This window comes from Microbispora sp. CA-135349 (assembly GCF_050947365.1).
Taxonomy (GTDB): Bacteria; Actinomycetota; Actinomycetes; order Streptosporangiales; family Streptosporangiaceae; genus Microbispora.
In genome coordinates, this window is record NZ_CP192001.1 from 2,481,861 (window position 1) to 2,507,142 (window position 25,282).

Annotated in this window: 18 protein-coding genes; 10 read left to right on the forward strand and 8 right to left on the reverse strand. The window is 70.5% G+C overall.

Going from position 1 to position 25,282, the window contains the following annotated elements:
• Nucleotides 1-15: 15 nt before the first annotated feature.
• Nucleotides 16-7,353 carry a LamG-like jellyroll fold domain-containing protein gene (locus ACQPZZ_RS11800; RefSeq protein WP_432931535.1) on the reverse strand — a complete coding sequence of 2,446 codons (7,338 nt, stop codon included), beginning with the start codon at nucleotides 7,351-7,353 and terminating at the stop codon, nucleotides 16-18.
• Between the two features lie 319 nt (nucleotides 7,354-7,672).
• Between ACQPZZ_RS11800 and ACQPZZ_RS11805 the strand changes: the two genes are divergently transcribed.
• The 4 genes from ACQPZZ_RS11805 to ACQPZZ_RS11820 all read left to right on the forward strand — a co-directional run bounded on the left by ACQPZZ_RS11805 (nucleotide 7,673) and on the right by ACQPZZ_RS11820 (nucleotide 11,813).
• The gene (locus ACQPZZ_RS11805) at nucleotides 7,673-8,017 is read left to right on the forward strand and encodes an AfsR/SARP family transcriptional regulator (RefSeq protein WP_432931537.1); all 345 of its coding nucleotides are present in this window, start codon (nucleotides 7,673-7,675) and stop codon (nucleotides 8,015-8,017) included.
• On the forward strand, nucleotides 7,972-8,553 hold the full coding sequence (locus ACQPZZ_RS11810) for an AfsR/SARP family transcriptional regulator (protein WP_432931539.1): 582 nt from the start codon (nucleotides 7,972-7,974) through the stop codon (nucleotides 8,551-8,553). The genes ACQPZZ_RS11805 and ACQPZZ_RS11810 overlap by 46 nt, the downstream gene beginning before the upstream one ends.
• Entirely contained in the window at nucleotides 8,550-9,179 is a 630-nt protein-coding gene (locus ACQPZZ_RS11815) for a tetratricopeptide repeat protein (RefSeq protein ID WP_432931541.1), read from the forward strand. The genes ACQPZZ_RS11810 and ACQPZZ_RS11815 overlap by 4 nt, the downstream gene beginning before the upstream one ends.
• Before the next feature lie 90 nt (nucleotides 9,180-9,269).
• Nucleotides 9,270-11,813: a DNA translocase FtsK gene (locus ACQPZZ_RS11820; RefSeq protein ID WP_432931542.1), complete on the forward strand. Its 2,544-nt coding sequence runs from the start codon at nucleotides 9,270-9,272 to the stop codon at nucleotides 11,811-11,813.
• A gap of 7 nt (nucleotides 11,814-11,820) precedes the next feature.
• Here ACQPZZ_RS11820 and ACQPZZ_RS11825 read toward each other — a convergent pair whose 3' ends face one another.
• Nucleotides 11,821-11,988 (reverse strand): hypothetical protein, encoded by a 168-nt coding sequence (locus ACQPZZ_RS11825; protein WP_432931544.1) that lies wholly within the window; start codon nucleotides 11,986-11,988, stop codon nucleotides 11,821-11,823.
• A gap of 187 nt (nucleotides 11,989-12,175) precedes the next feature.
• Here ACQPZZ_RS11825 and ACQPZZ_RS11830 point away from each other — a divergent pair, with 187 nt between their 5' ends.
• The 5 genes from ACQPZZ_RS11830 (at nucleotide 12,176) to ACQPZZ_RS11850 (ending at nucleotide 16,311) form a co-directional block, all read left to right on the forward strand.
• The gene (locus tag ACQPZZ_RS11830) at nucleotides 12,176-12,910 is read left to right on the forward strand and encodes a helix-turn-helix domain-containing protein (RefSeq protein ID WP_363646408.1); all 735 of its coding nucleotides are present in this window, start codon (nucleotides 12,176-12,178) and stop codon (nucleotides 12,908-12,910) included.
• A gap of 30 nt (nucleotides 12,911-12,940) precedes the next feature.
• Nucleotides 12,941-14,353, forward strand: a complete 1,413-nt coding sequence (gene rimO / locus ACQPZZ_RS11835; protein ID WP_363646409.1) for a 30S ribosomal protein S12 methylthiotransferase RimO — start codon at nucleotides 12,941-12,943, stop codon at nucleotides 14,351-14,353.
• 323 nt (nucleotides 14,354-14,676) lie between these two features.
• Nucleotides 14,677-15,210, forward strand: a complete 534-nt coding sequence (pgsA, locus tag ACQPZZ_RS11840) for a CDP-diacylglycerol--glycerol-3-phosphate 3-phosphatidyltransferase (RefSeq protein WP_432934351.1) — start codon at nucleotides 14,677-14,679, stop codon at nucleotides 15,208-15,210.
• The gene (locus ACQPZZ_RS11845; protein ID WP_432931546.1) at nucleotides 15,207-15,701 is read left to right on the forward strand and encodes a CinA family protein; all 495 of its coding nucleotides are present in this window, start codon (nucleotides 15,207-15,209) and stop codon (nucleotides 15,699-15,701) included. The genes pgsA and ACQPZZ_RS11845 overlap by 4 nt, the downstream gene beginning before the upstream one ends.
• A 253-nt stretch (nucleotides 15,702-15,954) precedes the next feature.
• Nucleotides 15,955-16,311 carry a helix-turn-helix domain-containing protein gene (locus tag ACQPZZ_RS11850; RefSeq protein ID WP_139576123.1) on the forward strand — a complete coding sequence of 119 codons (357 nt, stop codon included), beginning with the start codon at nucleotides 15,955-15,957 and terminating at the stop codon, nucleotides 16,309-16,311.
• A gap of 466 nt (nucleotides 16,312-16,777) precedes the next feature.
• Here the strand turns inward: ACQPZZ_RS11850 and ACQPZZ_RS11855 are convergent, their stop codons facing one another.
• The 4 genes from ACQPZZ_RS11855 to ACQPZZ_RS11870 form a co-directional block, all read right to left on the reverse strand.
• Nucleotides 16,778-17,065, reverse strand: a complete 288-nt coding sequence (locus ACQPZZ_RS11855) for a glyoxalase/bleomycin resistance/dioxygenase family protein (RefSeq protein WP_432934353.1) — start codon at nucleotides 17,063-17,065, stop codon at nucleotides 16,778-16,780.
• Nucleotides 17,066-17,130: 65 nt separating this feature from the next.
• Nucleotides 17,131-17,916 carry an Fpg/Nei family DNA glycosylase gene (locus tag ACQPZZ_RS11860; RefSeq protein WP_432931548.1) on the reverse strand — a complete coding sequence of 262 codons (786 nt, stop codon included), beginning with the start codon at nucleotides 17,914-17,916 and terminating at the stop codon, nucleotides 17,131-17,133.
• A 34-nt stretch (nucleotides 17,917-17,950) separates the two neighbouring features.
• On the reverse strand, nucleotides 17,951-18,415 hold the full coding sequence (locus ACQPZZ_RS11865) for an RrF2 family transcriptional regulator (protein ID WP_079311982.1): 465 nt from the start codon (nucleotides 18,413-18,415) through the stop codon (nucleotides 17,951-17,953).
• A 201-nt stretch (nucleotides 18,416-18,616) separates the two neighbouring features.
• Nucleotides 18,617-20,557: an endonuclease/exonuclease/phosphatase family protein gene (locus ACQPZZ_RS11870; RefSeq protein WP_432931550.1), complete on the reverse strand. Its 1,941-nt coding sequence runs from the start codon at nucleotides 20,555-20,557 to the stop codon at nucleotides 18,617-18,619.
• A 235-nt stretch (nucleotides 20,558-20,792) separates the two neighbouring features.
• Here ACQPZZ_RS11870 and ACQPZZ_RS11875 point away from each other — a divergent pair, with 235 nt between their 5' ends.
• A complete protein-coding gene (locus tag ACQPZZ_RS11875; RefSeq protein ID WP_432931552.1) occupies nucleotides 20,793-21,971 on the forward strand; it encodes an ROK family transcriptional regulator in 1,179 nt (392 codons plus the stop codon).
• A gap of 231 nt (nucleotides 21,972-22,202) precedes the next feature.
• On the opposite strand, the gene ACQPZZ_RS11880 is transcribed toward ACQPZZ_RS11875, so the two are convergent.
• Nucleotides 22,203-23,291, reverse strand: coding sequence for a multicopper oxidase domain-containing protein (locus ACQPZZ_RS11880; protein ID WP_432931554.1), 1,089 nt, complete (start codon nucleotides 23,289-23,291; stop codon nucleotides 22,203-22,205).
• A gap of 136 nt (nucleotides 23,292-23,427) precedes the next feature.
• On the reverse strand, nucleotides 23,428-24,654 hold the full coding sequence (locus tag ACQPZZ_RS11885; protein WP_432931556.1) for a multicopper oxidase domain-containing protein: 1,227 nt from the start codon (nucleotides 24,652-24,654) through the stop codon (nucleotides 23,428-23,430).
• Nucleotides 24,655-25,282: the final 628 nt, after the last annotated feature.

Sequence of the window (25,282 nt, forward strand, 5' to 3'; positions counted from 1 at the left end):
TCATGGACCGGCCCATCAGCAGTCGTAGGTCTGGCCTTTGAGTTCGGCTTCCTGCTCGTAGACATTGGTACACGCGCTGACGCCCGCCGAGAGGTAGTAGACGAGGAATGTGGGCCAGAAACCGGTCTGGCCGACATACCAGTTCCACTGGATCCGGTGCTGGTTCTCGTGCGCCATGAACTCGGGAGTCTGTTTCGACAGGGGGGAATGGGTCAGCGTCACCGCGGCGATGGTCGTGCCTGCCCGGCCGAAATGCCACCCTGATTCGAGGCCACTGCACACCGTGAGCCCGGTCTTCTTGTCCTGGTCACACGAGCCGCCGGCCTTCGCCGTCTCCTTCTTCGCCCACGCGAGAAGCCGCTTGTTGAACTCCGCGTTCGAGATCGTCGGATCGGTGCTGCCGAGGAACTCGTACAGTGCCACCGGCAGTTTCGCGAGGAAGGCGACCGCGCGGACCTCAGGCCGCAGCTTACAGCCGGCCCGCAGGGGATTACAGAGCGCGGAGCGCCATACCTCCCATTGCTTCTGGACCAGATTCTTGCATCGGGCCTCGGCCAGGTGATCATGACACTTTTCCAGAGCCCCGATGAATTTACCCTGCTGCTTGAGCACGGCGATGATTTTCTTGCTCGACGCGCCCTTCCCACCGCTGGGCAGCCCCGCCAGAAGCATGTTCATCCCGTGGATGTCGCTCGTCTCGGCTATCGCCATGGCCGCGAGCATCCGGTGCTCATCACTGCTGAGGTCCGGCCGGTAGTACTTCATGTAGTAGTCCTGCGCCTGGCTGCTCATGTCCCAGAACGGCACGACCTTCTCCACGGGCCTGCCGTTGGGCATGACCGTGTAGCCGAGCCTCTTGATCTCGTCGTCCCCGAGGAGCTGCCACTTGTTGGCCTCCCACATGAAGTTCGCGTACCACTCCGGATCGGAGTCGGCGATGGTCGGCGTGCAGTAGGCGGTGCTCGTGTTGATGTCGGTCCGGCAGTCTCCCCCGTTGTTGGTGGGGACGTAGTTGCCGCTGCTGTCCGGGATGTAGACCGTCATGTGGCCGGTGGGGTCGGCGCCCGTCAGGGGGGTGGCGTTGGCATAGGTGTAGCGGTTGGCCTGGACCGACGGGCTCGGGGGGAGGGTCGTGTTGTCGCGGCTGGTGAAGGTGCCGGTGCCTGGCTGGTACCAGCGGGCGTGCATGTTGACGAGGCCGGTGTCCGGGTCCGTGTATTCACCCTGGTAGCCGAGCTGGACCCTGGTTCCGGTCTGGGCGGTGACCGCGCCGAAGGGGTCGTAGGCGGTGGAGGTCTGCAGGGTGCCGGTGTAGGTGGCCACCAGGTCACCGTGCAGGTCGTTCAGTGCTGCGGCTGCCGCGCGGGTGCCTTCTTGCAGGCCGAGCAGGTTGCCGGCGGGGTCGCGGACGTAGCGGGCCTGGACGGCGCCGCCGCTGTCGGCGATGGCGGCCAGGTCGTTGCCGAGCCCTGAGTAGGCGTAGGTCTGGTTGGTGGTGCCGCGGATGCGGGAGGTGACCCGGTCCAAAGTGTCGTAGGAGTAGAGGCTGTCGCCGTCGGTGATGAGGCGGTTGAAGGCGTCGAAGGTCAGGGTGGTGGTGGCGCCGTTCTTGGTCCGGCCGGCCAGGGTGCCGCGCGGGGTGTAGCTGTAGTCGGTGCCGTCGCCGGAGGTCAGGCGGTTGCGTTCGTCGTAGGTGAAGGTGGAGGCGCCGGCCCTGGTGCGGTTGCCCGCGGCGTCCCACTCGTACGCGGTGGTGGCGCCGCCGGGGGCGGTCCAGGACGTGAGGCGGCCGGCGTAGTCGTAGGTGTAGGTGTTGGTGCCCGCACCGGCGGTGCCCGCGGTGGTCTTGGTGGTGAGGTTGTCGTCCTTGTCCCAGCCGTATGTGAGCTTGGCGAGCTGGGTGCCCGAGCCGTTCTTCAGCGTCTGGCCCGTCGGCCGGTTCATGGCGTCGTAGTCGAAGCTCTGGGTGCCGGCCTGGCCGCCGGTCGCGGTGATGGTCTTCAACCGGCTGCCCGGGTCGTAGTCGTAGGTGAGGGCGCGGCCGGTGACCGGATCAGTGGCGGTCCGCAGGCGGTTGGCGTTGTCCCAGGTGAAGGCGGCGGTGCCGGCGGCGTCGACGCGTTGGGTGGGGTTGCCGAGCGCGTCGTAGGCATAGGCGGTCTCCTGCGCGGCGCCGCGGGAGATCTTCAGCGGCAGACCGCGGTCGTTGTAGTCCACCGTCAGATCGCCTGCGGTGCTGCGACGGCCGGCCGGGTCGTAGCCGAAGGTGCGCTCCGCGGTGACGGCGCCGCCGCCTGAGCCGGTCTCCTTGGTGAGGCGGTTCAGGTGGTCGAAGATGCGGTCGATGCGCACCTCGCCGGGCTGGACGGTGGCCACCTGGTTGCCCGCCGCGTCATAGATGTGGGTCCAGGTGCGGTCGGCCGCGTTCGGGTGGGCGGCCGTGGCCGGCTCGGTCACCGTCTCGACCAGGCCCAGGCTGTTGTAGCCGGTCCAGGTCGCGTTGCCGCGGCCGTCGGTGAGCCGGGTGCGGGCGCCGTTGGCGTCGTAGCCGAAGCTCGTGGTGATCGACTCACTCGCCGAGACCGGCTCGACGAGGGAGGTGAGACGGTTGAGGGCGTCGAAGGTCCGCGTGGTGACACGGCCTTCGGGGGAGGTGGAGCTGGTCGGGTTGCCCGCGAGGTCATAGCCGTAGCCGAAGGTGCGCAGCACCGTGCCGGAGGCGTTCAGGTTCTTGAGCGCGGTCTTGCGACCGGCCAGGTCGTAGTCGGAGACGCTGGCGTTGAGGTTCGGATCGGTCGTCTTGACCAGGCGACCGGCCAGGTCGTAGTCCATGGTGGTCTTGCCGGCGGCCGGGTCGGTGGTGGAGACGACCTCGCCGGCGGCGTTGACCGTGTGGCTCGTGACCTTGTCGCCCGGAGCGGTCTGCTTGATCAGCCGACCGGCGTCGTCGTACTGCATGGTGGTGGTGGAGGCGGAGCTGGCCGGCTTGCGCTCGACCTGGGTGGCGGTGATCTGGCGGCCCAGGTCGTCGTACGTGGCCTGGGTGCGGGCGCCGGTCGGGTCCACTTCGGCCAGTTTCTCGCCGGCCAGGTCGTACTCGGTCACCCAGGTGCCCGGGTTCTGGCCGTCCGGGGCGGGGTCGGTGACGCGGACCTGCCGGCCGAGCTGGTCGTAGTCGTAGCGGGTGACGTTGCCGCGCGGGTCGGTGGTGCTGGTGCGCCGCCCGGCCGCGTCGTAGCCGTGGCGGACGACAGGGGTGATCGCGCCGCCTCCGGGCGGGGAGTACCGCGGCGCGGTGGTGCCGGTCAGCCTGCCCGCCTTGTCGAAGGTCGAGACGACGGTGCGGCCTTCGGCGTCGGTCTGGTGGGTGTGGTTGCCCACCGTGTCGTAGCCGTTCCTGATCGTGGGACTGCCATCGTTCGTGCCGCCCGCCTTGTCGATCTCGACCTTGGGCGCGATCTTCTCGACCAGACGGTCGAGCGCGTCGTAGCGCATGGTGGTGGTGTAGCGGGCGGCGTCGGCCCCGTCGGCGTTGCCGCGTGCGTCAGTGGTGGCGACGGCGAGGCCGCGGTCGTCGTAGCCGATGGTGAAGATCAGGTCCTGGGCGCCGTTCTCGACGGTCTGCCTGGTCGGCCGGTTGAGCTTGTCGTACGCGTAGCCGGTGGTCTCGGTGCGGCCGGTGCCGGCGGCCGTCAGCGTGGTCCTGGTGACGTTGTCGTTGGCGTCGTAGGCGATCGCCGTACGGCGTGCCAGCTTGGCCGGGTCCAGAACCTGGGCGGTGAGCCGGCCGGCCGCGTCGTAGTCGTAGGTGGTGGTGGTCAGGCCGCCGCCGGTCGTCTGCTTGGTCAGGTTGCCGGCCGGGTCGTACTCCTCGGCGGTGAGGACGACGTCGCGCGGGGTCGAGGAGCCGTTCACCTTGGCGTCGTCGGCGATCTGCCGCTTGAGCCGGTTGTCCATCCAGTACTCGTCGGTGGTCTTGCGGCCCATCGCGTCCACGGTGCTCGTCAGCCGCCCGCCCGGGTCGTAGCCGCGCGTCTCCAGCACCACGTCCGCGGCCGGCTGGGGGTTGACCGGACTGCCCGTCCAGCCTTTCAACGTCCGCCTGTACGGTTCGCCGCGCTTGGTGTAGCTCTGCTCGACGACCGTGCCGCGCGCGTCCGTGGTCCGGATCATCCAGCCCCGGCTGTTCCATTCCTGCCGGGTGACACCGCCCTCGGGGTCGGTGACGGAGTTCTGCCGGCCGTGCTCGTCGTAGGTGTAGGTGGTGGTGCGCTCCGGTTCGCCGCCGGTCAGATCGGCGATGGTCTGGGTGAGCCGGTTGCCGTCGGGATCGTAGGTGACGCGTGTCTGCGCGGTGTGCGTGACGTTGGTGATCTCGTTCCGCGCACCCGGCGCGGTGCTGGTCAGCAGGCGGCCGCGCCCGTCGTAGGTGTAGGTGGTCTTGGCGCCGCCGGGGAACGCGTCGGAGACGCGGGTGCTGGCGACCAGACGGCCGAGTGGGTCGTAGTCCAGCTTGGTGACCAGGCCCTCAGGGTCGGTCTGCTCGGCCAGATCGCCTGAACTGGTGTAGCGGTAGCCGTATTCGCTGCCGCGGGCGTCGGTCTTGGTCTTCACCAGGCCCGCCGGGGTGGTGCCGCCGCCGGCCGCCGGTTCGGTGCCGTCGGTGTAGACCGTGCTCACCGCGCGCCCTCGCGGGAAGTCCGCGGTGGCCGGGGTGGTCTGCCTGGTCACCTCGCCGTAGCTGTTGTAGGTGACGGTGACGGCATAGGTGTCGTCCGTGTCGCTCGCCGAACGGCCGTCGCGGTAGGCCGTCACCTTGTCGTTGCGCGGGTCGAACGGATCATCGGGGTTGAGGTGGTACGACCAGAACTCGATCGCGCACTCGCCGGGCGCCCGGCAGTACTGGCGGCCCAGGGTGTTGCCGCGCTTGTCCTGGTAGATCTCGTTCGCGATGTCGTTGCGGTCGATCACCTTGGTCAGGAAGCCCGCCTGGTCGTACTCGTACCAGGTGGTCTGCTGGAGCGCGTCGGGTTCGCCCCGGATCCGGTAGCCGCGCCAGGCGTCGTAGAGGTAGTCGAGGGTGGTGCCGTCCGGGTCGATCACGGTCACCTGAGCCTCGCCGGACTGCTGCTCGGTGGCGATGTCGCCGATCTTCCAGGTGCCGCCGTCGGCGTCGGTGTGGGTGGCGATCCGGTCGGTCCTGCCGTCGTAGGTGTTGACCGTCCAGACCCGCCCGGACGGCAACGTGGTCTTGGTGAGCTCGTGCGGGGCCCCGACGCGGGCCGCGTAGTGCGCGGACACCTCGGCCGCGGTGAGCGGCTTGCCGTACAGCGCGACCTCGTCCAGCTGGCCCTGGAACGGGAAGGCCTGCACCGAGGCGGGAACGGAGGGCGATCTGGCCGGGTCGGTGACGCCGTTGCCGAGAGTGGCGTACGTGCGCCAGCCGGTCACCGTACCGGTCATGGCGCCGGCCTTCAGGCCGTCGAGATACAGCGTCTGATCCTGCCCGGCCACGGTCAGCGCCACGTGATGCCACTGCCCGTCGTTCACCGCGTTCGCTGAGGTGATCGGGGTCGTGACCGCGTCGAAGGCGCCGCGCAGCCTGCCGTCGGTGCCCACGTACAGCATCGCTCCCTGGGCCAGGCCGCTGCTGTTCTGGGTGGCGCCGGCCGCCATGATCACACCTGACTGGGTGGTCTTGAACCACGCCTCCACCGACACCTGGTCGCCCAGGTGCGGGACGGTGTCCGAGGGTAGCTTCACCACCGAGCCGGCTTTGAACGTGGCCGCGGTGTCGCCGGTGCCGGCGAGCGCGCCCGCCTGGCCGAGAGTGATGCCCTGATAGCTCAGGGTCCCCGCGCCGGTGCCCAGGTCCTCGCCACCGGTGGCGCCGGCGGCCTCGCCGAGCCGCCAGTAGCCGAACGGATCGGAGTCGAGCACACTGCTGCGGTACAGCGATCCGTTGCCGTACTCGTACGCGGTGCAGTTCGGTGCCGCGACCGGAGCGCACACCTGTGTCAACCGGTCCCCGTCATAGCCATAGGTCCAGGTCAGCGGCTTGCCGTCGACCGGGCCGCCGGTGACCGACCCGACATGGTCTCCGGTCCAGGTGAAGGTCATCGACCGGCCGCCGAGGCCTGTGATCTTCGCGAGCCTGCCGTCGTCGCCGTAGGTCAGCTCCTGGCCGCGTCCCCTCTGATCGACGACCTTGGACAGCCGGTTCTGCCGGTCGAAGTAGTACGACACCGCTTCTTTGTCCATCAGGCGCCAGCCGACGTGGCGCACACCGCCCTGGCAGCCCAGTTCCGGACTGCACGGGATGGGCTCGAACAGGTGCTGCAGCGTGGCGTACATCCCCGGCGGGGCCTGGAAGCCGAACGGATCGGCGGGGGAGGAGGCGGCGAAGCGCACCTGCCGGCCGTCCGGGTACGTCACCTTCACCGACTTGGGCAGCGGCGGATAGCCCACGATCTGCTGCTGGGGGTTCTCCTCGGTGATGCGCATGTCCCAGCGCGTCGACCAGCCCGCGCCGAACATCCCGTCGCCGCGGGGGTCCATGCTGTTGTAGGTGCGCACCACCGACAGCGGCGGCCCCGCCGTCTTCACCTCGAGGTCGACGAAGGTGCTGGTGTAGTTGCCGTTCTGCTGGTTGAACTCCTGCCCCGCGATCCCGGGGTTGGACAGGTGCGAGGTGACCGCGGGCTGTCGCACGCCGGTGGTGAAGGTCGTCACCGGGGAGGTGGTGGTCGAGGAGCTGCTGGAGTCGCGGACGGTGACCGTCCACCAGTACTGCTTGCCCCAGGTCAGCTTCCCGGACGGGACCGTCCACGTGTTCTTGTTGCCTGCCACATAGCCCGACGTCGTACAGCCGGAGCCGGACATCGACTCGACGTCGCAGATTTTGAACGAGTACGACATGGCGGAGTTGCCGCTTCTACCCCACGCGCGCAGCGACGGCGTCAGCGAATCGACCAGATATCCCTGCTTGGGATAGACATCCACAAGGCTCGGCCCGGCCGACAGGGCGGCGGCATCGGCTCCCGCGGCCGGCAACACCTTCGCGAGCAACGGCTTCGACGCATCTGACCGGGCCTCCGCCCGCGCGGTCCGGTCCTCCTGCGGCACCGCGCCGTGGGGGCGCCGCGCCTTGGAACGCCACCTGTCGGAGGCATCGGCCACCGCGGAGATCCGCGTGGCGGGCAGCAGCGACGGCAGTCCGGCGGCAGAACCGGCCATCTGCCGGGGAGTCGCCGGCAAGGCCCAGGCCTCCCGCTCCGCCGCCGTGACGGCGGCCGCGGGCCTCCCCTGCAGGACCAGCAGGCCGGGCGCCATTCCGGCGACCGCGAAAAGCATTCCAGCCGTACGACGCCATGATGGATTTCGGCGCATGCGCCATCACACTCCGAACTGTTTTATGGCAAGTGAGATGAGGAACTACTTCGGCGAGTGCGTCGCGGGATGTAACACCTGCCGATTCACTCCTGGCCGGCGGATGCGTCGCCGTCCTCGGCAGTGGATAAGGCCGTGAGTCACGGCTCGGTGATTCAGGATGCCGGGCGTTCACTGTAAGTATGATCAAGTCGCTGATGGCGGCAAGCGCCGTTCTTGCGCGACCCCTTGAATCCGCACGTCAGGTCGGTTAGACATGAAGATCATCTGATGAGGGCGGATCGTGTCGATGGAGTTTCGGCTTCTCGGGGACTTTGAAGTTCTTTTCGACGGACGGCATGTCGAAATCGGGCACGCGCGTCAGCGCTGTGTGCTCGCGACGCTTCTGGCCGAGGCCGGGAGATGCGTACCCGTGGACGAGTTGCTGGACCATGTGCGGGCAGGAAGACCGCCCGTACGCGGTCGTGAGACGCTGTACATCGATCCGCTGACGGTCGATGCCCACCGCTTCCGGCTATGGGTGAACGAAGCTCGGGGAAAAGATGACGTCGCTGCTCAGAGGCTGCTGGAAAAGCGCTCAGCTTGTGGCGGGGTGACGCCTTCGCCGGTTTCGACACGCCATGGCTGAACGCGCAGCGGGAACGACTGCAGCATCAGCGGCAGACCGCGGAAGCGGATCTCTTCGAGCTCCGGCTGCGCGCGGGCCGGCATGCCGAGCTGGTGGAGACCCTGACGGTGCGTACGGCGCGCCATCCCCTCGACGAACGCCTGGCCGGCCAGTTGATGCTCGCGCTCTACCGGAGCGGACGGCAGGCGGACGCCCTCCAGCGATACCGGCGAATCCGGCGGCAGCTGGTCGAGGAGCTCGGCACCGACCCGGGTGCGTCGTTGCAGGCGCTGCACCGGCAGATTCTCGCCGGCGCGGCCGAGGTGACCGCACCGCCTCCCGTTCCCCGGCCGGACGCCGGCCCTGAGCTTCAGGTCCCACGCCAGCTGCCGCCGCGCCCCCCACGTTTCACGGGCCGTGCGGCGGAGCTCGCGCGGCTCACCGCGGCGGTGGACGAATCCGCCGGACCGGGCGCGGCGGTCTGCACGAGCAGTTCGTCGTCTGGACGGCGGGCCTTGAGGCGGCTCGCCGACTCGGTGACATCACGGCCCAGATGACGGCCCATCGCGTTCTCGGGCACGCGTGCAGCCGCATGAATCGTCCGGACGACGCCCTTGAGCACTTCAACCAGGCGCTCACCCTCGCCGGGGTCGCCGGCGACCTGAACGCCCAGGCCTACATCCACCAGGGCCTCGCGGTGCTCTGGGCCGGGCAGGAGCGGCACCGCAAGGCCCTGGAGCACGCCAAGCACGCTTTACGTCACTACGAGATGCTCGACGACCCGCTGACGTCAGCCGACGCGCTCAACGACGTGGGATGGTACGCGGCCCACGACGGACGGTTCGACGAGGCGCGCGCCCACTGCGAGGCCGCCCTGAGGATCTTCCGCCTTCACGAGCACCATGACGGGATGGCCAACACGCTCGACAGCCTGGGGTACATCGCCCATCGGACCGGCGAGCACGGTCAAGCGCTGGAGTGCTACACCCAGGCTCTCGCGATCATCCGAATGAACCGCAACGCTCTCGACGAGGCCGGCATCCTGGAGCACCTGGGTGACGTCCACGCAGCCCTCGGAGAGCGGCGGGAAGCCGTCACCGCGTGGAACGCGGCCTATCAGGGTTACCGGACCCAGAGGCGGTACCAGGACGCCGAGCGCCTTCGGCAGCGGTTGTCCCGGTGATGCTCCCGCGCGTGACTCGGTTCACCGCCCCTCCTGCCCGTTCGGCGCGCCGCCCCGGTAATCGCGTGCATCCGGGGTAACTTCGGCATCATGGCCACCCGTACGTCCGGACAGGGGTCCGGCAAGCGCCCCGCGTCGCGCTCCGGATCCCGTACGGCTTCCTCGAAGCGTTCCCCTGCGGGTTCCCGGGGCAGGGCGGCGCCCAGGCCCGCGCCCAAGCGGCCGGTCGCGACCGGCCAGGACCCGATCAGCTGGACCTTCATGGTGATCGGCAAGCTCGTCGTCGGCATGTGGATGCTGGTGGCGAACAGCGTGGGCATGGCGGCGCGGGCCCTCGGGCAGGGAGCCCGCGACCTCGATCCCGTGCACCGCCGCGACGGGCAGGGGCTGTCGGTCCTCGCGGGCGCCATCGTGATCGCCGCCCTGACCTGGCGCGACACCAAGACGGGCTTCGCCGCGTTCGTCGACGCCGTGGTACGCGGGACGGTGGGATCGCTCGCCTGGGCGGTGCCCGTGCTGCTCGCACTGCTCGCCTGGCGGCTGCTGCGCCACCCCGACCAGAACACCGAGACCGGCAGGATGGGCATCGGCTGGACCGCGCTGCTGGCCGGGATCCTCGGGATCGTGCACGTCGCGCACGGCACGCCGTATCCCTCGGGCGGGCCGAACGACGGCATGGACAACGTGTCGGCGGCGGGCGGCATGGTCGGCTTCATCGTCTCGGCTCCGCCGTCGAGCATCCTGCCGGCGTTCATCACGATCCCGCTGCTGGTGATGCTGTCCGGCTTCGGCCTGCTGGTGATCACCGCGACCCCGGTCCACCGCATCCCCGAGCGCCTCGCCGAGATCCAGCACATGCTCTTCCAGCGGCCGGAGGAGGCCGGGGAGCCCCGCAAGGCCTCGGCGCCGGCCAAGAAGAAGCGCACCGGCAAGCAGCAGGGTGGCGGGCGCGACGCCGCCGAGGGTGGCGACAACGTCAAGCCGTACGACACGCCCGTGCTGTCGGAGAAGGAGCACTCGCCGGAGATCGTCCCGGGCCTGACGGAGGAGGTCGCGGAGCCGTCCGAGCCGACCGAGCCGGAGATCCCGAGGCCGGTCCCGCAGCCTCCGCTGCCGACCCCCGCGCCGCGCAAGGTGGAGCAGCTCGTCCTGTCCAGCCAGGAGGGGCCGTACACGCTGCCGGACCTCACGCTGCTGCGGCCGGGCAGCGCGCCCAAGCAGGAGACCAAGGCCAACCGGACGGTCGTGAACGCGCTGACCAGCGTGCTGGAGCAGTTCTCCATCGACGCGCAGGTCATCGGGTTCACCCGGGGTCCGACGGTGACCAGGTACGAGATCGAGCTGGGCCCGGCCGTCAAGGTCGAGAAGGTCACCGCGCTCACCAAGAACATCGCGTACGCCGTGAAGTCGGCCGACGTGCGGATCCTGTCTCCCATCCCCGGCAAGTCGGCGATCGGCGTGGAGATCCCGAACGTCGACAAGGACCTCGTGTCGCTCGGCGACGTGCTGCGCTCGCAGGTGGCCCAGGCCGATCACCACCCGATGATCGTCGGGCTCGGCAAGGACGTCGAGGGCCGCACCATCGTGGCCAACCTGGCCAAGATGCCGCACATCCTCATCGCGGGCGCCACCGGCGCGGGCAAGTCGACCTGCATCAACGGGCTGATCTCCTCGATCCTCCTGCGGGCCACGCCCGACGAGGTCCGCATGGTGCTGGTCGACCCCAAGCGGGTCGAGCTCAGCTCGTACGAGGGCATCCCGCACCTCATCACGCCCATCATCACCAACCCGAAGAAGGCCGCGGAGGCCCTCGAATGGGTGGTGGGCGAGATGGACCGGCGATACGACGACCTCGCGGCCAGCGGCTTCCGGCACGTGGACGACTTCAACAAGGCCGTGCGCGCGGGCAAGCTGGTGCCGCCGCCGGGCAGCGAGCGCGTCTACCAGCCGTACCCGTACCTGCTGGTGATCGTGGACGAGCTGGCCGACCTGATGATGGTGGCGCCGCGCGACGTCGAGGACTCGATCGTCCGCATCACCCAGCTCGCCCGGGCCGCCGGCATCCACCTGGTCATCGCCACCCAGCGGCCGTCCGTGGACGTCGTCACCGGCCTGATCAAGGCGAACGTGCCCTCGCGGCTGGCGTTCGCGACCTCCTCGCTCGCCGACTCGCGGGTCATCCTCGACCAGCCGGGGGCCGAGAAGCTGGTCGGGCAGGGCGACGCGCTGTTCCTGCCGATGGGCGCGAGCAAGCCGATGCGGTTGCAGAACGCGTTCATCTCCGAGAAGGAGATCGCGGAGGTCGTCGCCCACTGCAAGACCCAGATGCAGGCCGAGTATCGGGAGGACGTCGCCGCGCCCGCCGCCGCGAAGCGGGAGGTCGACGAGGAGATCGGCGACGACCTCGATCTGCTGATCCAGGCCGCCGAGCTGATCGTGTCGACGCAGTTCGGCTCCACGTCCATGCTCCAGCGCAAGCTGCGGGTCGGCTTCGCCAAGGCCGGGCGTCTGATGGACCTGCTGGAGAGCCGCAACGTGGTCGGCCCGAGCGAGGGCTCCAAGGCCCGGGAGGTGCTGGTCAAGCCCGACGACCTGCCCGGCCTGCTCGCCGAGCTGCGCGGGGAGACCGGCTGAGAGCCGCTTACGGCACAGCCGAGGGGGAGGCGCCGGCCGACGCGGGTGCGGGCCGGTGCGCCACGCCTTCGTACCGCTGCCGCGTGATCGGCCCCGCCGTGGGCCCGGCCGCGAAGACGTAGCCGGGCCCGTCGACCCGCTCTCCGGTGTGGGCGTCGACGAGATCGTCGTTCACGAGGCGCATGCCGCGGCTGAGGCGGCGTCCCCCTCGTCTCGTCCTGAAACCGCTGCGGAAGTGACAGGGTAGTTGCTCGAAGTCCACTGATGGGTACCCTCCGTAGTCAGTTACTGATTGAATGTGACTAACTACGCATCGTGGGGCGAGCTGGAAGACGGTGCGGTTGAAGACAGGGGGCGGAACGATGAGCGTTGGTGCTGCTTTGGCCGAAGCCCGTGAGCGCGCCGGGCTGACCGTGCGTCAGCTCAGCGAACGCACGCGGATCCGCGAGACCGTCATCGAACGCTTCGAGCGCGACGACTTCTCGGTGGGCGATTTCTACGCGCGCGGGCACATCCGGACCATCGCCTCCGACCTCGGCCTGGACCCGGACGAGATCCTGCGGCAGTACGGGCAGGAGAACGGCGACGGCGCGTCACCGGTCAGGGCGTCGGCCGTGTTCAGGGGCGACGTGGGCGAGCGGGCCCGCAGGGCCCCGGGCTGGACGAAGGCCGTCGCGGTCGCCCTGGCCATCGTCGCGATCGTCGTCGTCGCGCGGATGCTCGGGGGCTCCGGCGAGAAGGCCGGCCCGACGGCCGCCCGGCTTCCGGTGACCGCGCCGCACGCGCACGCGCGCCAGGAGAAGGGCCACGAGAAGACCCTTGAGGAGGCCGTCGCGCCCGACCTCGTGGTCGTGAAGGTCACCGCGCGCAAGCCGGCCTACATCAACGTGAAGGACGCCAAGGGCAAGGAGATCTTCCAGGGGACGCTGCCCGAGGGGAGGACCACGACTTATTCGGCCAAGGGCAAGGTGCGGATGACCATCGGCGACGCGGGCGCGGTCCGGCTGGAGGTCAACGGAAGGGACCTCGGCACACCGGGCCGGGACGGCCAGATGATCCGGCGGACCTTCGAGGCGGGCGGCCCGGGTCCCCGTTAACGGCCGACTGCCGATACCGTAGTTCGCATCATGTCTTCTCGCCGAACCGTATCGCTGATCACGCTGGGCTGTGCCCGCAACGAGGTCGACTCCGAAGAGCTGGCCGCCCGCCTGGAGGCCGCCGGCTGGCACACCGGCGACGACGATCCCGACGTCGTCGTCGTCAACACGTGTGGCTTCATCGATTCGGCGAAGAAGGATTCGATCGACACCCTGCTCGCCGCGGCCGACTCGGGCGCGAAGGTGGTCGCGGCGGGCTGCATGGCCGAGCGATACGGCGCGCAGCTCGCCGACGCCCTGCCCGAGGCGACCGTGATCTCCTTCGACGACTACGCGGAGATCGGGGAGCGTCTCGACGACGTGCTCGCGGGCAGGCCGCTGGTGCCGCACTCGCCGCGGGACCGCCGCACGCTGCTGCCGATCTCGCCGGTGGAGCGCTCGGCGGCCCGGGCGCACATTCCCGGTCATGGCCAGGACGACGCGCTCCCCGAGGGCGTGGCGCCCGCCAGCGGCCCGCGTACGCTGCGCAAGCGGCTCACCGGCGGCCCGGTCGCCTCCCTGAAGCTCGCGTCGGGCTGCGACCGGCGCTGCACGTTCTGCGCGATCCCGGCCTTCCGCGGCTCGTACGTCTCGCGCAGGCCGGAGGACCTGCTCGCCGAGGCCGCCTGGCTGGCCGGCCAGGGCGTCAAGGAGCTCGTGCTGGTCAGCGAGAACTCCACGTCGTACGGCAAGGACCTGGGCGATCTGCGGGCGCTGGAGAAGCTGCTGCCCCCGCTGGCCGCGACCGAGGGCATCGAGCGGGTCCGGGTCAGCTACCTGCAGCCCGCCGAGCTGCGGCCCGGGCTGCTCGACGTGATCGCTTCGACCGAGGGGGTCGCGCCCTACTTCGATCTGTCCTTCCAGCACGCCAGCGGGACCATGCTGCGGCGGATGCGGCGTTTCGGCGACCCCAAGAGGTTCCTCGACCTGCTCGCGCAGATCCGCGACCGCGCGCCCGAGGCGGGCATCAGGTCCAACTTCATCGTGGGGTTCCCGGGGGAGACGCAGGAGGAGTTCGACGAGCTGGTGGGCTTCCTGGAGGAGGCCAGGCTGGATGTCATCGGCGTCTTCGGCTACTCCGACGAGGAGGGCACCGAGGCGTACGGCTTCGAGGGCAAGCTCGACCAGGACGTGGTCGACGAGCGGGTGGCGGCGCTGACCGAGCTCGCCGAGGAGCTGACCGCCCAGCGGGCCGAGGAACGCATCGGCACCGAGCTGGAGGTCCTGATCGAGGAGGACCTCGGCGACGGCGGATACGAGGGCCGGGCGGCGCACCAGGGACCGGAGGTGGACGGCGCGGTCACGGTTCAGGGCATCGGCCTGGTCCCCGGTCAGATCGTCCAGGCGGTCGCCGTCGACTCCGAGGGGGTCGACCTCATCGCCCGGATCAAGGCAGGCACATGACGGAGCGCGGTGAGCCGCCGGTGGACGTGGCGGGACCGGGAGAGGTGACACCGGACCCCGTGGCGCGGCCGGTCGCCGCCGTGCCCGCCGCGCCGGTGACGGCCCCGGGGCCCGCGACGCAGCCGGGACCCGGCGTCCGGGACGAGCCGGACGCGACGCCGGACGGCCTGCGGACCGCTGCGTCCGGGGGCTCGCCGCCGGCCGCGGGGAAGGAGCCGGGGGCGCCCCCCGCCGGGTCGCACACCGACGGTCCCGCCGCGCCCGAGCCGCCGTCCGCGGGAGCGGCCGCGGAGGGCCCGGCGCGCCCGGTCAGCACCTGGAACATCGCGAACGTCCTGACCATCGCCCGGCTGGCGATCGTCCCCGTCTTCACCGTCTTCCTGTTCGTCGACGGGCAGGCCTGGCGCCTGGCGGCCCTCGGGGTCTTCCTCCTCGCGTCCCTCACCGACCAGCTCGACGGCTGGCTCGCCAGGAAGTATGCGTTGGTCACCGACTTCGGGAAGATCGCCGACCCGATCGCGGACAAGGCGCTGATCGGGGCCGCGCTGCTCAGTCTGTCCTACCTCGGCGAGATTCCGTGGTGGATCACCCTGGTGATCATCGCCCGCGAGGCGGGAGTGACGCTGCTGCGCTTCCTCGTGATCCGGCACGGGGTTATCCCGGCCAGTTACGGGGGCAAGGTGAAGACCGTGTTGCAGATCGTGGCCATCGCGCTCTACATCGTGCCGGTTGTGCCCGATCTGGTCAGGTGGGGGGCGATGGGCCTCGCCCTGGTGGTCACGGTGGGGACCGGAGCCGACTACGTGGTGCGGGCGGTGCGGCTGCGGCAGGTTGCGAGGAGCGCGCGAGCCGGATGATGGGTGTGGCGAGTCGGGTGCTGTCCCTGCTGATCCGCCAGGGTGCCACGGTCGCCGTGGCGGAGTCGCTCACGGGTGGCCTGATCGGGGCCGCGATGACCGGTCCGATGGGGGCCTCCGCCGCGTTCAGGGGCGGGGTGATGGCCTATGCCACGGACCTGAAGGCGAGCCTCCTCGACGTTCCCTCCGATCTTCTCGACAGGGAGGGGGCGGTGCATCCGGACGTGGCCGCGGCGATGGCCACCGGAGTGCGCAAGCTCACGGACTCCGACTACGGCCTGGCGGTGACAGGGGTCGCCGGCCCCGAACCGCAGGACGGCAAGCCCGTCGGCACGGTGCACATCGCCCTGGCGGGGCCGGGAGAGCGTCTCTGGCACCGCGACCTGTGGTTGACCGGAGACAGGGACACGATCAGAAACACCACCTGTCAGGAGGCGTTGATCCTGCTGGAAGGTGTGCTGGAGGCAAATTTGGGGGAACATACAGGGTGATTACCGCGTTACGTCACCAGCGAACATGCTCGCCTCGGTCTGCCGCGGTGTCGCTGTCTACAGGTACGGTGGAGCTGTGAGTGAGGTCCGTGAGCCATCGGCGAGGAGCAAGACAGGCACACGCCCGGCGAAGGGGCCGAGCGAACCGATGATGACGGCGAGGCGTATGTACGAAGGGCAGATGAAGAACGGGCGACATGAGCCCACCGCGCGAGGCGTCGTGAAGGCGTCCCCCCTGGGGAGGGAGCGACAGATGATCCTGCTGCGTCAGCTGCTCGGTGACGTGCTGCGGCGGCTGAGGGTGCGGCAGAATCGCACCCTCCGCGAGGTCTCCACCCTGGCGCGTGTCTCACTCGGCTATCTGTCCGAGGTCGAGCGCGGTCAGAAGGAAGCCTCCTCCGAACTGCTCGCCTCGATCTGCGGCGCGCTCGGGGTCCCGCTGTCCCAGGTGCTGCGCGAGGTGTCCGATCAGTTCGCGCTGGCCGAGCTGCAGGCCGCTCCCGTGCTGGCCGAGGTGCCCGAGCACGAGCGTCTGCCCATCCCCGAGACCGTCCCCGCGGGGCCGGAGTTCGAGGGTTTCCCCGAGGTCAAGGACATGGTCGCCGCCTAGGGCGGCGTCTCGGCGCCCCGCCGTCTCGGCGGACGGCGTCTCCGCGATCTCGCCTGGCCGTCCCCGCAGGCTCCATAAGACATGGGCCCCGCAGCCTGATAAGACACGGCTCGATGGGCCCCATAAGACACGGCTCGATAGGACACGCCCGGCAGAAGGCCAGGCGTGGCCCGCGCTCGCAGTCCGGATCGACCCGGACCCGGGTGCCCTGTCCCGATCCCAGGGCGGGCGCCTGGCCCCCGCAGGCCCGTTTCCGTTCCGTGCGGTCGGTTCCGACGTACCCGTTCGGCCCCGTTCGCGCTCGGCCGCATTCGTCCGCTCCCGTCTCCGTGGTCTCTCCGCATCCCGGTTCCGCGGCGTCCTCACGCCCCTCGGTCGGGTGGGATCCCCTTGTCGCCTTACGGCCGGCCTCCTCGCGGCCCATTCCCGGCCTCCGTCCCGGGGCCGCCCTCGCCGCCGGCCGTGATCACGATGCCTGGATCTCGACCACCCTGCCGTCCGGGTCGGTCACGAGGTGCCGGCCGGGCTCCAACCGCGGCTCGGCGGTGGCGCCGTCCACGTGGAGACCGAGCCGTACGGCTCCGGTCCTGCGCTCGGTGGTCGCCGGGTACAGCTCGAACACGGTGCCGTCGGCCAGGACGGCGGCATAGTGCCGCGGGCCCCGGCCGTGCCGCTCCAGGGTGAATTCGAGGCCGAGTGCGCCGTAGAAGGCGCGGCACTCCTCCAGCCGGTCGGTGTACAGGACGAGCAGCATGACGCGGGCGGCGGTGGGCGGCACGGCATCCCCTTCGTGTCTACGCACCGCCCCATTGTCGGTTCTCAGCCCTGCTGGCAGGCGGGGCACCAGTAGATCAGCCGCTCGGACGGCTGTGGTCCCATCTCCCCGCCGCTGATCGGGGTGCCGCAGCGGCCGCAGGGGCGGCGTGCCCTGCCGTACACGAACAGCGACTGCCCGGGACGCGGATCGCCCGTCGTCACCGGGGCGGGCCCGTCCTTGCTCGCGTCCATCAGACGGTGGGCGACCGCGACCAGCGCCTCCAGCTCGTCCGGCGGGATCGACCCCACCGGACGCCACGGGGACATCCGCGCGGCGTACAGCGTCTCGGCCCGCCATATCGTGCCGATGCCCGCAAGGGCGCGCTGGTCGAGCAGCGCCTCCCCGATCGTCCGCTCCGGAGCGCGCAGCAGGTTTCGTACGGCGAGTGCGGCGTCCCAGTCCGGCCCGAGCAGGTCCGGGCCGAGATGCCCGACGACCCGCTCCTCGCGGTCCGTCGGCACGAGGTCGACCATCCCCAGCCGCGTGCCGACCGCCTGCCACTCGGTGTTGGCGAGGATCAGCCGGACCACGTCGCCCCTCGGCGCCGGGCGGCCCGCCGGGCCCACCCGCCAGCTTCCCTCCATACGCAGATGGGTGTGGACCGTGAGCCCGCCCTCCACCCGGGTCAGGAGGTGCTTGCCGCGCGAGATCGTCGCGAGCACGGTCCGGCCGCGCAGATCGGCGGTTGCGTACCGGGGCACCCGGAAGTCGCTGCGGGTCAGCCGCCGGCCGTCGAGGGCCCGGCTGAGCCGCTTGGCGGTGCGGTAGACGGCGTCACCCTCCGGCACGGCTCTCCTCCCGCGAGAATCGGGGACAGGCGGCTCACACCGGCATGTGGGAGTCCCACGCTGCCGGGTCGGCGGCGAGTTCGGTCACCCGGGGCGGCAGCTCGCCCTTGGCGATCTGCTCCAGGGTCACCTCCTCGAGGATGGCCCGCTCGCTCGCCCGCAGTGCGATCCACACCTGTTGCAGTGCCTGGGCGGCGCCCTGGTAGCCCACGTGCTCGGGCCGCTCGCCCCGCACGTTGGCCAGGGGCCCGTCCACCGCGCGGATCACGTCGGCGAGCGAGATCTGACTGGCCGGCCGCGCCAGGACATAACCCCCCTCTGGGCCCCGCTGCCCGCGCACCAGTCCGGCGCGGCGCATCTGCAGCAGGATGTTCTCCAGATATTTGGGGGGCATCTCCTGCTCCTTGGCCAGCTCGCCCACCGTGGTGGGTCCCTCACCCGCCGCCGCGAGTTCGGCGGCGGCACGGAGGGCGTAGTCGACACGGGCAGAAAGTCGCATGTAGTCGATTATCCCGCCTGGTTGGCATCGGTAGGACGCCCACCCGTCCATCACGGCCCGCTCCGGCCCCCGATCACGGGTTTCCGGCCTCCGCAGAGGGGTGCGCGCGTCAACCGAGCCGCAGGCGTACGACGACCGGGAGGTGGTCGGAGTACGGCACCCGGGGCGCCTCGGCCGCCATCGCCGTGAGCCCCTCCGAGATCAGGACGTGGTCGATGCGCCGCACGGGGGCCTCGGCGGGCGAGGTCGGCGGGTCGCCGAGCGCCCGCAGCGGGTCGGACAGGCCCGCGGCCTCCAGCACCCGCATCTGGGGGTCGGACGGCGTCGGTTGAGGTCTCCGGCCACGATAACCGGGTGCGGCTTGGCCACGCCCTTGCCGGTGAGCGGGCGGACCAGCGCCGCCACTTCGGGCGCCTGCCCGCGCGGCTCCTGCAGATGCGTGTTCACGATGGTCACGAGGTGGTCGCCGACCTCCAGCACCGTGAACTGAGCCTGGGCACCGGTCGGGTAACCGTGCCGTCCCAGCTTCTTCGAACCGGCGCCGCCGTGAACGGGAAGGTTGGTGAGCACCGCCTCGCCCCACAGACGGTCCGCCGCGGGGGCGAAGTAGTAACGCATGCCCAGGCCGCGGGCGATCCTTGCCAGGTCGTCGTGCCCGCCGTTCAGCAGCCAGCCCCGGTCCACCTCGCTGAGCAGGACCACGTCTGGATGTCGTGTCGCGGCCCAGGCGGCGATGTGGTCGAGGTCGAGCCGTCCGCCGAGCCCGAAGCCCATCCGGATGTTGTACGTCACGAGCGTGAACTCGTTTCCGCCGATCGGCCGTTCGCCGGGGAGCGGCTGCCAGGTGACAAGGCCGGTCAGCAGAGCCGATGACAGGGCGATCCAGCCCCAGCGGCGCGGTGCCCGCCGTACGGGGGCGGACCGGTGTCGCCGGCCCCGCCGGGCGGCGACGGCGGCGATCAGGGCCGCCACCGCCACAGGGACCAGCGCGTGGGGAAACCCCAGGTCGGCGTCGAAGGCCGCGTAGTAGAGGAATGTCGCGACCAGGAACACGAGCATCCCGCCCAGCACCGCGACGCCCCCGCGCCGGCCCGTGCTCTCCGCGGCGGTCGCTGTGCCGTCCGCGCCCGTGTCCCCGGGTGGATCGGAGTCGGTTGTGGTGCTGCCCGCGCCGGCCGTCCTGCCGGCCGCTGCGCCCGCGAGCGGAGTGACGCCCGCCCGCGGGACGGCCGCCCGCTGTCCGGCGGCACCGGCGCAGGCGCCGAGGGCGACCGTCGTCACGAGGGCCGCCAGGCCCGGCACGCCGGTCTCCACGCCGGCCACTCCCGCGACCAGGAAGGCCCCCGCCACCCAGCTCCACGACGTCGTCCAGGCGTACACGACGGCGGCGCACCACGTCACGGCCTGCAGTGTCGTCATCACGGCGATGAAGGGCGCGGTGTGCGGCCCGGTGTCCGGTGGCAGCAGGCTCGCGCCGCCGCAGTACATGCCCGCGAGCATGAGCATCGGGCCGAAGGCGAACCACACGGCCGCCGGGGCGGGGCCGGACGACGCGGGCGTGAGCCGTACGGCCCGCGGGAAGACGGCCCAAAGGAACACGGCCCAAAGGAACACGGCGCAGAGCGCGATGACGGCGAGCCAGGGCAGCGGCCCGTACCGCCAGACGAGGTCCACCCGGTCGAGGGCGAGGTGGACGATCGACGAGCCTGCCAGGCCGCCGATCAGACCGGCCGGCACCCACGTGCCCGGCGTCGTCCGCGCGTAGCCGTACAGGAAGACCAGGCCCGCCGTGACCCCGGCGGAGGCGAGCAGAAGCTGGGGCGTCCCCCCGTCCGCGGCCTGCAGGCCGAGCCGGGCCGCGACGAGTGCCGCCGCGCCCGTCACCAGGACGGCCCGCGGGGAGGCGAGCCGCGCCGCGGGGACGGCGGCGAACGGCAGGACGAACCACAGCGCGGCGTACATCCCCATGCTCGCGGGGGCGGTCTCGCCCGCCCTGCCGTACAGGGTGATGAGGGACGGCAGGAACACCCGCACCACGTCGAACAGGAGCGCGACGCCCGTCACGAGCACGACCAGCGGCCACGGGGGAGTGGGAAGCCTCAGGCGCGGTGTGGCGTGCGGCCGGCCGGTCGTCTCCGTCATGGCGCCCCCTTCGAGCCTCGTTTGAGGGATCCTCATGAACGATGGGAGCGTTACCAATACGTCGACCTGGGGAGTTCGGCGCGCTTGCCGGATCGCTAAGCTTGCTGGAAACCTTGTTGTTCATTCACCGGCGCACATGGTCAGAAGAAGCGCCACCGGGGGCCGGGCGAACCGGACGGGCGCGGGTGGGCGCACCGACGGCGAGCCGGAGACTCAGACGATGGGAAGCAGGAGCATGGAGCGACGTCCTGGCGTGCCCCGGCTGCTCCGGGAGATCAACGACCGGGCCGCCCTGGAACTGCTGCTCGCCTCGGGTCCCCTGACGCGCGGCCGGATCGGGGAGCTCACCGGCCTGTCCAAGGTGACCGCCTCCCAGACGCTGGCGCGTCTGGAGGAGCGCGGCCTGGTGGAGGTCGTGGGGGAGCAGGCGGGCAATCGGGGTCCCAACGCCGCGTTGTACGGCGTGGTCGCCTCCTGCGCGTACGTCGCCGGGCTCGACGTGGGACCCGACCGGGTGTCCGCGGCGATCGCCGACATCAACGGGGACGTGGTGGCGGAGGTGACGGCGTCCCCCGACGGCGCGGACGACCCGGTGTCGCTGGTGCACACGGCCGTGGTGAAGGCCTGCAGGAGCGCGAAGGTGGCGCTGTCGCGGCTGCGCGGTGTCGTGATCGGCACGCCCGGCGTCGTCGATCCCCGCACCGGGGATGTGCGGTTCTCCTTCGACCTGCCGCAGTGGCACGAGGGCATCCACGAGGCGCTGGCGCGCGACCTGCGCCGCGACGTCACGATCGAGAACGACGTCAACCTCGCCGCGATCGCCGAACGCGCGAAGGGCTCGGCCCAGGAGGTGGACGACTTCGTGCTCGTATGGGTGGGCCGGGGCATCGGCCTGGCCGTCGTGCTGGGCGGCCGGCTGCACCGCGGCCGGTCGGGCAGTGCGGGGGAGATCGGCTACCTGCCGGTGCCCGGGGTGCCGCTCGCCGACGACGTCAGGGCGGTTCCCGGGCGCCTGCCGTCGCTCGGGGGCGGCCTGCAGTCGCTGGTCAGCTCCGAGGCCGTCATCGACCTGGCCCGTCGGCACGGCTTCGCCGGGGACACCGCCGCCGACTGCGTGACCGCGGCCGTCGCGGCCGGAGCCCCGGGCGAGCCTTTGCTCGACGAGGTCGCCTCGCGGCTCGCTCTCGGTGTGGCGTCGGTGTGCGTGGTGCTCGATCCCGGCCTGGTGGTGCTGGCCGGGGAGGTCTGCCGGGCCGGCGGGACGGCGCTGACCGCCCGCGTGGAAGAGGCGGTCGCGCGCATCTGCCCGATCCCGCCGCAGGTCGTCACCACTCAGGTGGAGGGCAACCCGGTGCTGCGCGGCGCCGTGCTCGCCGCACTCGAGCAGGCCCGCGAGGAGATCTTCACGGCATAGGGAGTTTCTCCCCGTCGAAGCCCTCGCCGATCGCAGGGCTCGCGACCCGCCGTGTCCCATCGACCGCGAAGGTTCGGTGACGCCGCATCCCGGGTGTCGCCGGGTAGGACCGGCGGGGAAAGCCCGCAGGTCCTACCCGGAACGGGTGGCGTCTGGCCGATCTCGCCTCCGCGGCCGCCGGCATGGTGCCGACGGCGCGGTGCCGACGGCGCGGTGCCGACGGCGTCGCTGTCACATGCCGGGCATGGAGTGGCCCGACATGCCCTCCATGGAGTGGCCTGACGTGCTGCCGCCGCCGGATTGGCCCGAGGTGCCGCTCATCGAGTGGCCCGACATGTCGTCCATGGAGTGGCCCGGCACGTTGCCGTCCGCGTCGGTCACCAGGAACGTCCCGGCCATTCCCATGTCGGAGTGGCTCTGTACGTGGCAGTGGTACATCCACATCCCGGGGCCGACGCGCTCGCCGGCGATCACCTGGAAGCCGAACGACTCGGCGGGTCCCGTGGTCTTGGTGTCGATGACCCGGCTCTGGTCCTGCGGGCCCTGCAGCAATCCGGTGCGGTTGTCGGCCCAGCGGTGTCCGTGGATGTGGAACGTGTGGAAGAAGTTCCCATGGGTGATCACGACGAACTCCACACGCTCGCCGAGCTTGGCCGAGAAGTCGGGCGCCTGCTGGAGGTTGTTGGTCTTCACGTCGTTGAAGACGACGGTGAAGGTCTTGTCCGGCAGCACGTCGCCCGTGCGGCGTACGACGAGCGGCCCGTAGAGCCCGCGCAGGATGCCGCCCGTGCCGTGGTCGGTCCCCACGACGTGGTCGTGGTAGTGCCAGTAGCCCGCGCTGCCGGGCTCGATGGTGCCGTCGGGGCGGGTGCTCTGGGCGTGGGTGCGCCAGGTGTAGACGTACCGGCCTCCCGGCTGCACCACGCTGTCGTTCATCCGCGTGCCGTCGCTGGTTGTCTCGTAGTCGACGCCGTGCACGTGCAGGCTGGCGGTCACATCCGCGTTGTTGACCAACTCGATCTCGAGGGTCTCGCCCTCGATCATCTCGATGAGCGGCCCGGGGATCGTGGCCTTTCCGGGCTCCAGGCCGTATGCCAGCTGACCGTCCGGCAGCTTCTCGGCGTAAAGGGTGATGCGGCGGACGTCACCCGGCTTGCCCGCGGTCTTGCTCGCGGTCGTGTCCGCGGTATTGTCCGCCGACGCCGCGTCGACCTGGCTCGCCACGACGAACGGCGCGATCGCGGCGGCCGTCGCGGCGGTGGCGGTGAAGGCGCGCCGGGAGAACAGGCGTCGCGTCACATCAGTGCTTTTCTCGGTCATGGTTCCCAATCGGTGACGGCGCTCGCCCGGGTGCGGCGAGCTGGGGGGTGGTCCGTGATGCCGGCGGCGAGTCGGAGGATATGACGTCGGTCCGGAGGAATTCGCTCAGGGAGAGGGGAACTTCCGAAGGCCGGGGTCAGCCGCAACTGATCGCGTTGTAGGTGGCCTCGTAGGTCGAGCTGACCTGCTTGCCGTCGATCGTGGCGGTCCCCTTCACGGTGACCTTGCCGGCGTCGATCTGGGCGGTCCGGGTGTTGAAGGACTGGTAGGCCTGCTTGCCCGGAGCCACGTCGGCCACCGTCTTGGTGCCGTACGGGGTGGTCAGCGTGATCGTGGCCGGCACGTCGCCGCCGTTGACCGCCGTGACCGCGACGTACGTCGACGTGCCCACGCAGCGGGACGAGGCGGTGACGGTCAGCGGCACCTTCTTGCCCGCGTCGGTCACCGTGAACACCCCGGACATCCCCGCGTCGGAATAACTCTGTACGTGGCAGTGGTACATCCACTTCCCGGGGCCGACGCGCTCGCCGGCGATCACCTGGAAGCCGAACGACTCGGCGGGTCCCGTGGTCTTGGTGTCGATGATCCGGCTCTGGTCCTGCGGGCTTTCCATCAGGCCGGTGCGGTTGTCGGCCCAGCGGTGTCCGTGGATGTGGAACGTGTGGAAGAAGTTGCCGTGGGTGATCACGATGAACTCCACGCGCTCGCCGAGCGCGGCGGAGAAGTCGGGCGCCTGCTGGAGGTTGTTGGTCTTCATGTCGTTGAAGACGACGGTGAAGGTCTTGTCCGGCAGCACGTCGCCCGTGCGGCGTACCACGAGCGGCCCGTAGAGCCCGCGCAGGATGCCGCCCGTGCCGTGGTCGGTCCCCACGACGTGGTCGTGGTAGTGCCAGTAGCCCGCGCTGCCGGGCTGGAAGGTGCCGTCGGGGCGGGTGATCTGGGCGTGGGTGCGCCAGACATAGGTGCGCCGGCCTCCCGGCTCCACCACGCTGTCGTTCATCCGGGTGCCGTCGCTGCTCGTCTCGTAGTCGACGCCGTGCACGTGCAGGCTGGCGGTCACGTCCGCGTTGTTGACCAACTCGATCTCGAGGGTCTCGCCCTCGATCATCTCGATGAGCGGGCCGGGGATGGTCGCCTTCCCGGGCTCCAGGCCGTAGCCCAGCTGGTTGCCCGGGAGCTTCTCCACATAGAGAGTCATGCGGCGGACGTCGCCCTTCTCAGGCTCGCCCGTGATCTTTTCGCCCGGTGCCGCGTTGGCCTGACTCGTCCCGACCAGCGGTGCGAACGCGACGGTCGTCGCGGCCGTGGCGAAGGCGCGCCGGGAGAACAGGCCTCGCGTCGTACCCCTACCTACCTCGGTCATGGTTCCCCAATCCGGTCATAACGCCTCGCAGCCGTGAGGCGGCAACTGCTCGTGGTCCGGCCCTGGCAGGCCGGTCTGAACAGCGTGACGTCTCGACGCCGGCTCGCCAATAGGCAAGATCCGGCCGGGAGCGCCCGGTGGAACCAGCCATCGAGGCTTTCGACGCCGTAGCTTAAAGCTTTTGATTGAAGTAGGCGATAGTTCTTTCAAGAAGTCAAGAAGTAGCGTCTCAAACAAGAGAACTTTGTCACTGGACTGGATGAAGTGCTGTGAGGCTGCTACGTTGAGGACAAACCCCCATATGGCGCAATCGGATCGCGAGTCCGCCGCGTCTCTCTCGCATCACCAGCCCCGCCCACGCAACCATCCGAGACTCCCGAAAGGCTCAGCGGTGCTTCGGCGACACCCCCCACGGCCGACATCCGCCCTGCACGGCGCGCCCCCATCCGCTCTGGCGGGCCTGCGGCTCACACATGCCGGAACGCGTCCCGGCGGTACCGCCGCCGGACGTCGCCGGCATGACGTCTCCCCGCCCTGATACCGGGAGACGCACCCTCATCTCGGTAGCCGTCCGACGGGACGGCCGCCGGCCGCTGCACGCGATCAGCCCGGCCTCCGCGGCGGCGAC

Excerpts from the sequence above, each read along its gene's own strand:
- rimO (WP_363646409.1), top strand. The coding sequence starts at position 12,941 with ATGTCTTCTCGCCGAACCGTATCGCTGATCACGCTGGGCTGTGCCCGC.
- ACQPZZ_RS11850 (WP_139576123.1), top strand. The coding sequence starts at position 15,955 with ATGATCCTGCTGCGTCAGCTGCTCGGTGACGTGCTGCGGCGGCTGAGG.
- ACQPZZ_RS11815 (WP_432931541.1), top strand. The coding sequence starts at position 8,550 with ATGACGGCCCATCGCGTTCTCGGGCACGCGTGCAGCCGCATGAATCGT.
- ACQPZZ_RS11855 (WP_432934353.1), bottom strand. The coding sequence starts at position 17,065 with ATGCTGCTCGTCCTGTACACCGACCGGCTGGAGGAGTGCCGCGCCTTC.
- ACQPZZ_RS11830 (WP_363646408.1), top strand. The coding sequence starts at position 12,176 with ATGAGCGTTGGTGCTGCTTTGGCCGAAGCCCGTGAGCGCGCCGGGCTG.
- ACQPZZ_RS11880 (WP_432931554.1), bottom strand. The coding sequence starts at position 23,291 with ATGACCGAGAAAAGCACTGATGTGACGCGACGCCTGTTCTCCCGGCGC.
- ACQPZZ_RS11885 (WP_432931556.1), bottom strand. The coding sequence starts at position 24,654 with ATGACCGAGGTAGGTAGGGGTACGACGCGAGGCCTGTTCTCCCGGCGC.
- ACQPZZ_RS11875 (WP_432931552.1), top strand. The coding sequence starts at position 20,793 with ATGGAGCGACGTCCTGGCGTGCCCCGGCTGCTCCGGGAGATCAACGAC.
- ACQPZZ_RS11820 (WP_432931542.1), top strand. The coding sequence starts at position 9,270 with ATGGCCACCCGTACGTCCGGACAGGGGTCCGGCAAGCGCCCCGCGTCG.
- ACQPZZ_RS11865 (WP_079311982.1), bottom strand. The coding sequence starts at position 18,415 with ATGCGACTTTCTGCCCGTGTCGACTACGCCCTCCGTGCCGCCGCCGAA.
- ACQPZZ_RS11800 (WP_432931535.1), bottom strand. The coding sequence starts at position 7,353 with ATGCTTTTCGCGGTCGCCGGAATGGCGCCCGGCCTGCTGGTCCTGCAG.
- ACQPZZ_RS11870 (WP_432931550.1), bottom strand. The coding sequence starts at position 20,557 with ATGACGGAGACGACCGGCCGGCCGCACGCCACACCGCGCCTGAGGCTT.
- ACQPZZ_RS11845 (WP_432931546.1), top strand. The coding sequence starts at position 15,207 with ATGATGGGTGTGGCGAGTCGGGTGCTGTCCCTGCTGATCCGCCAGGGT.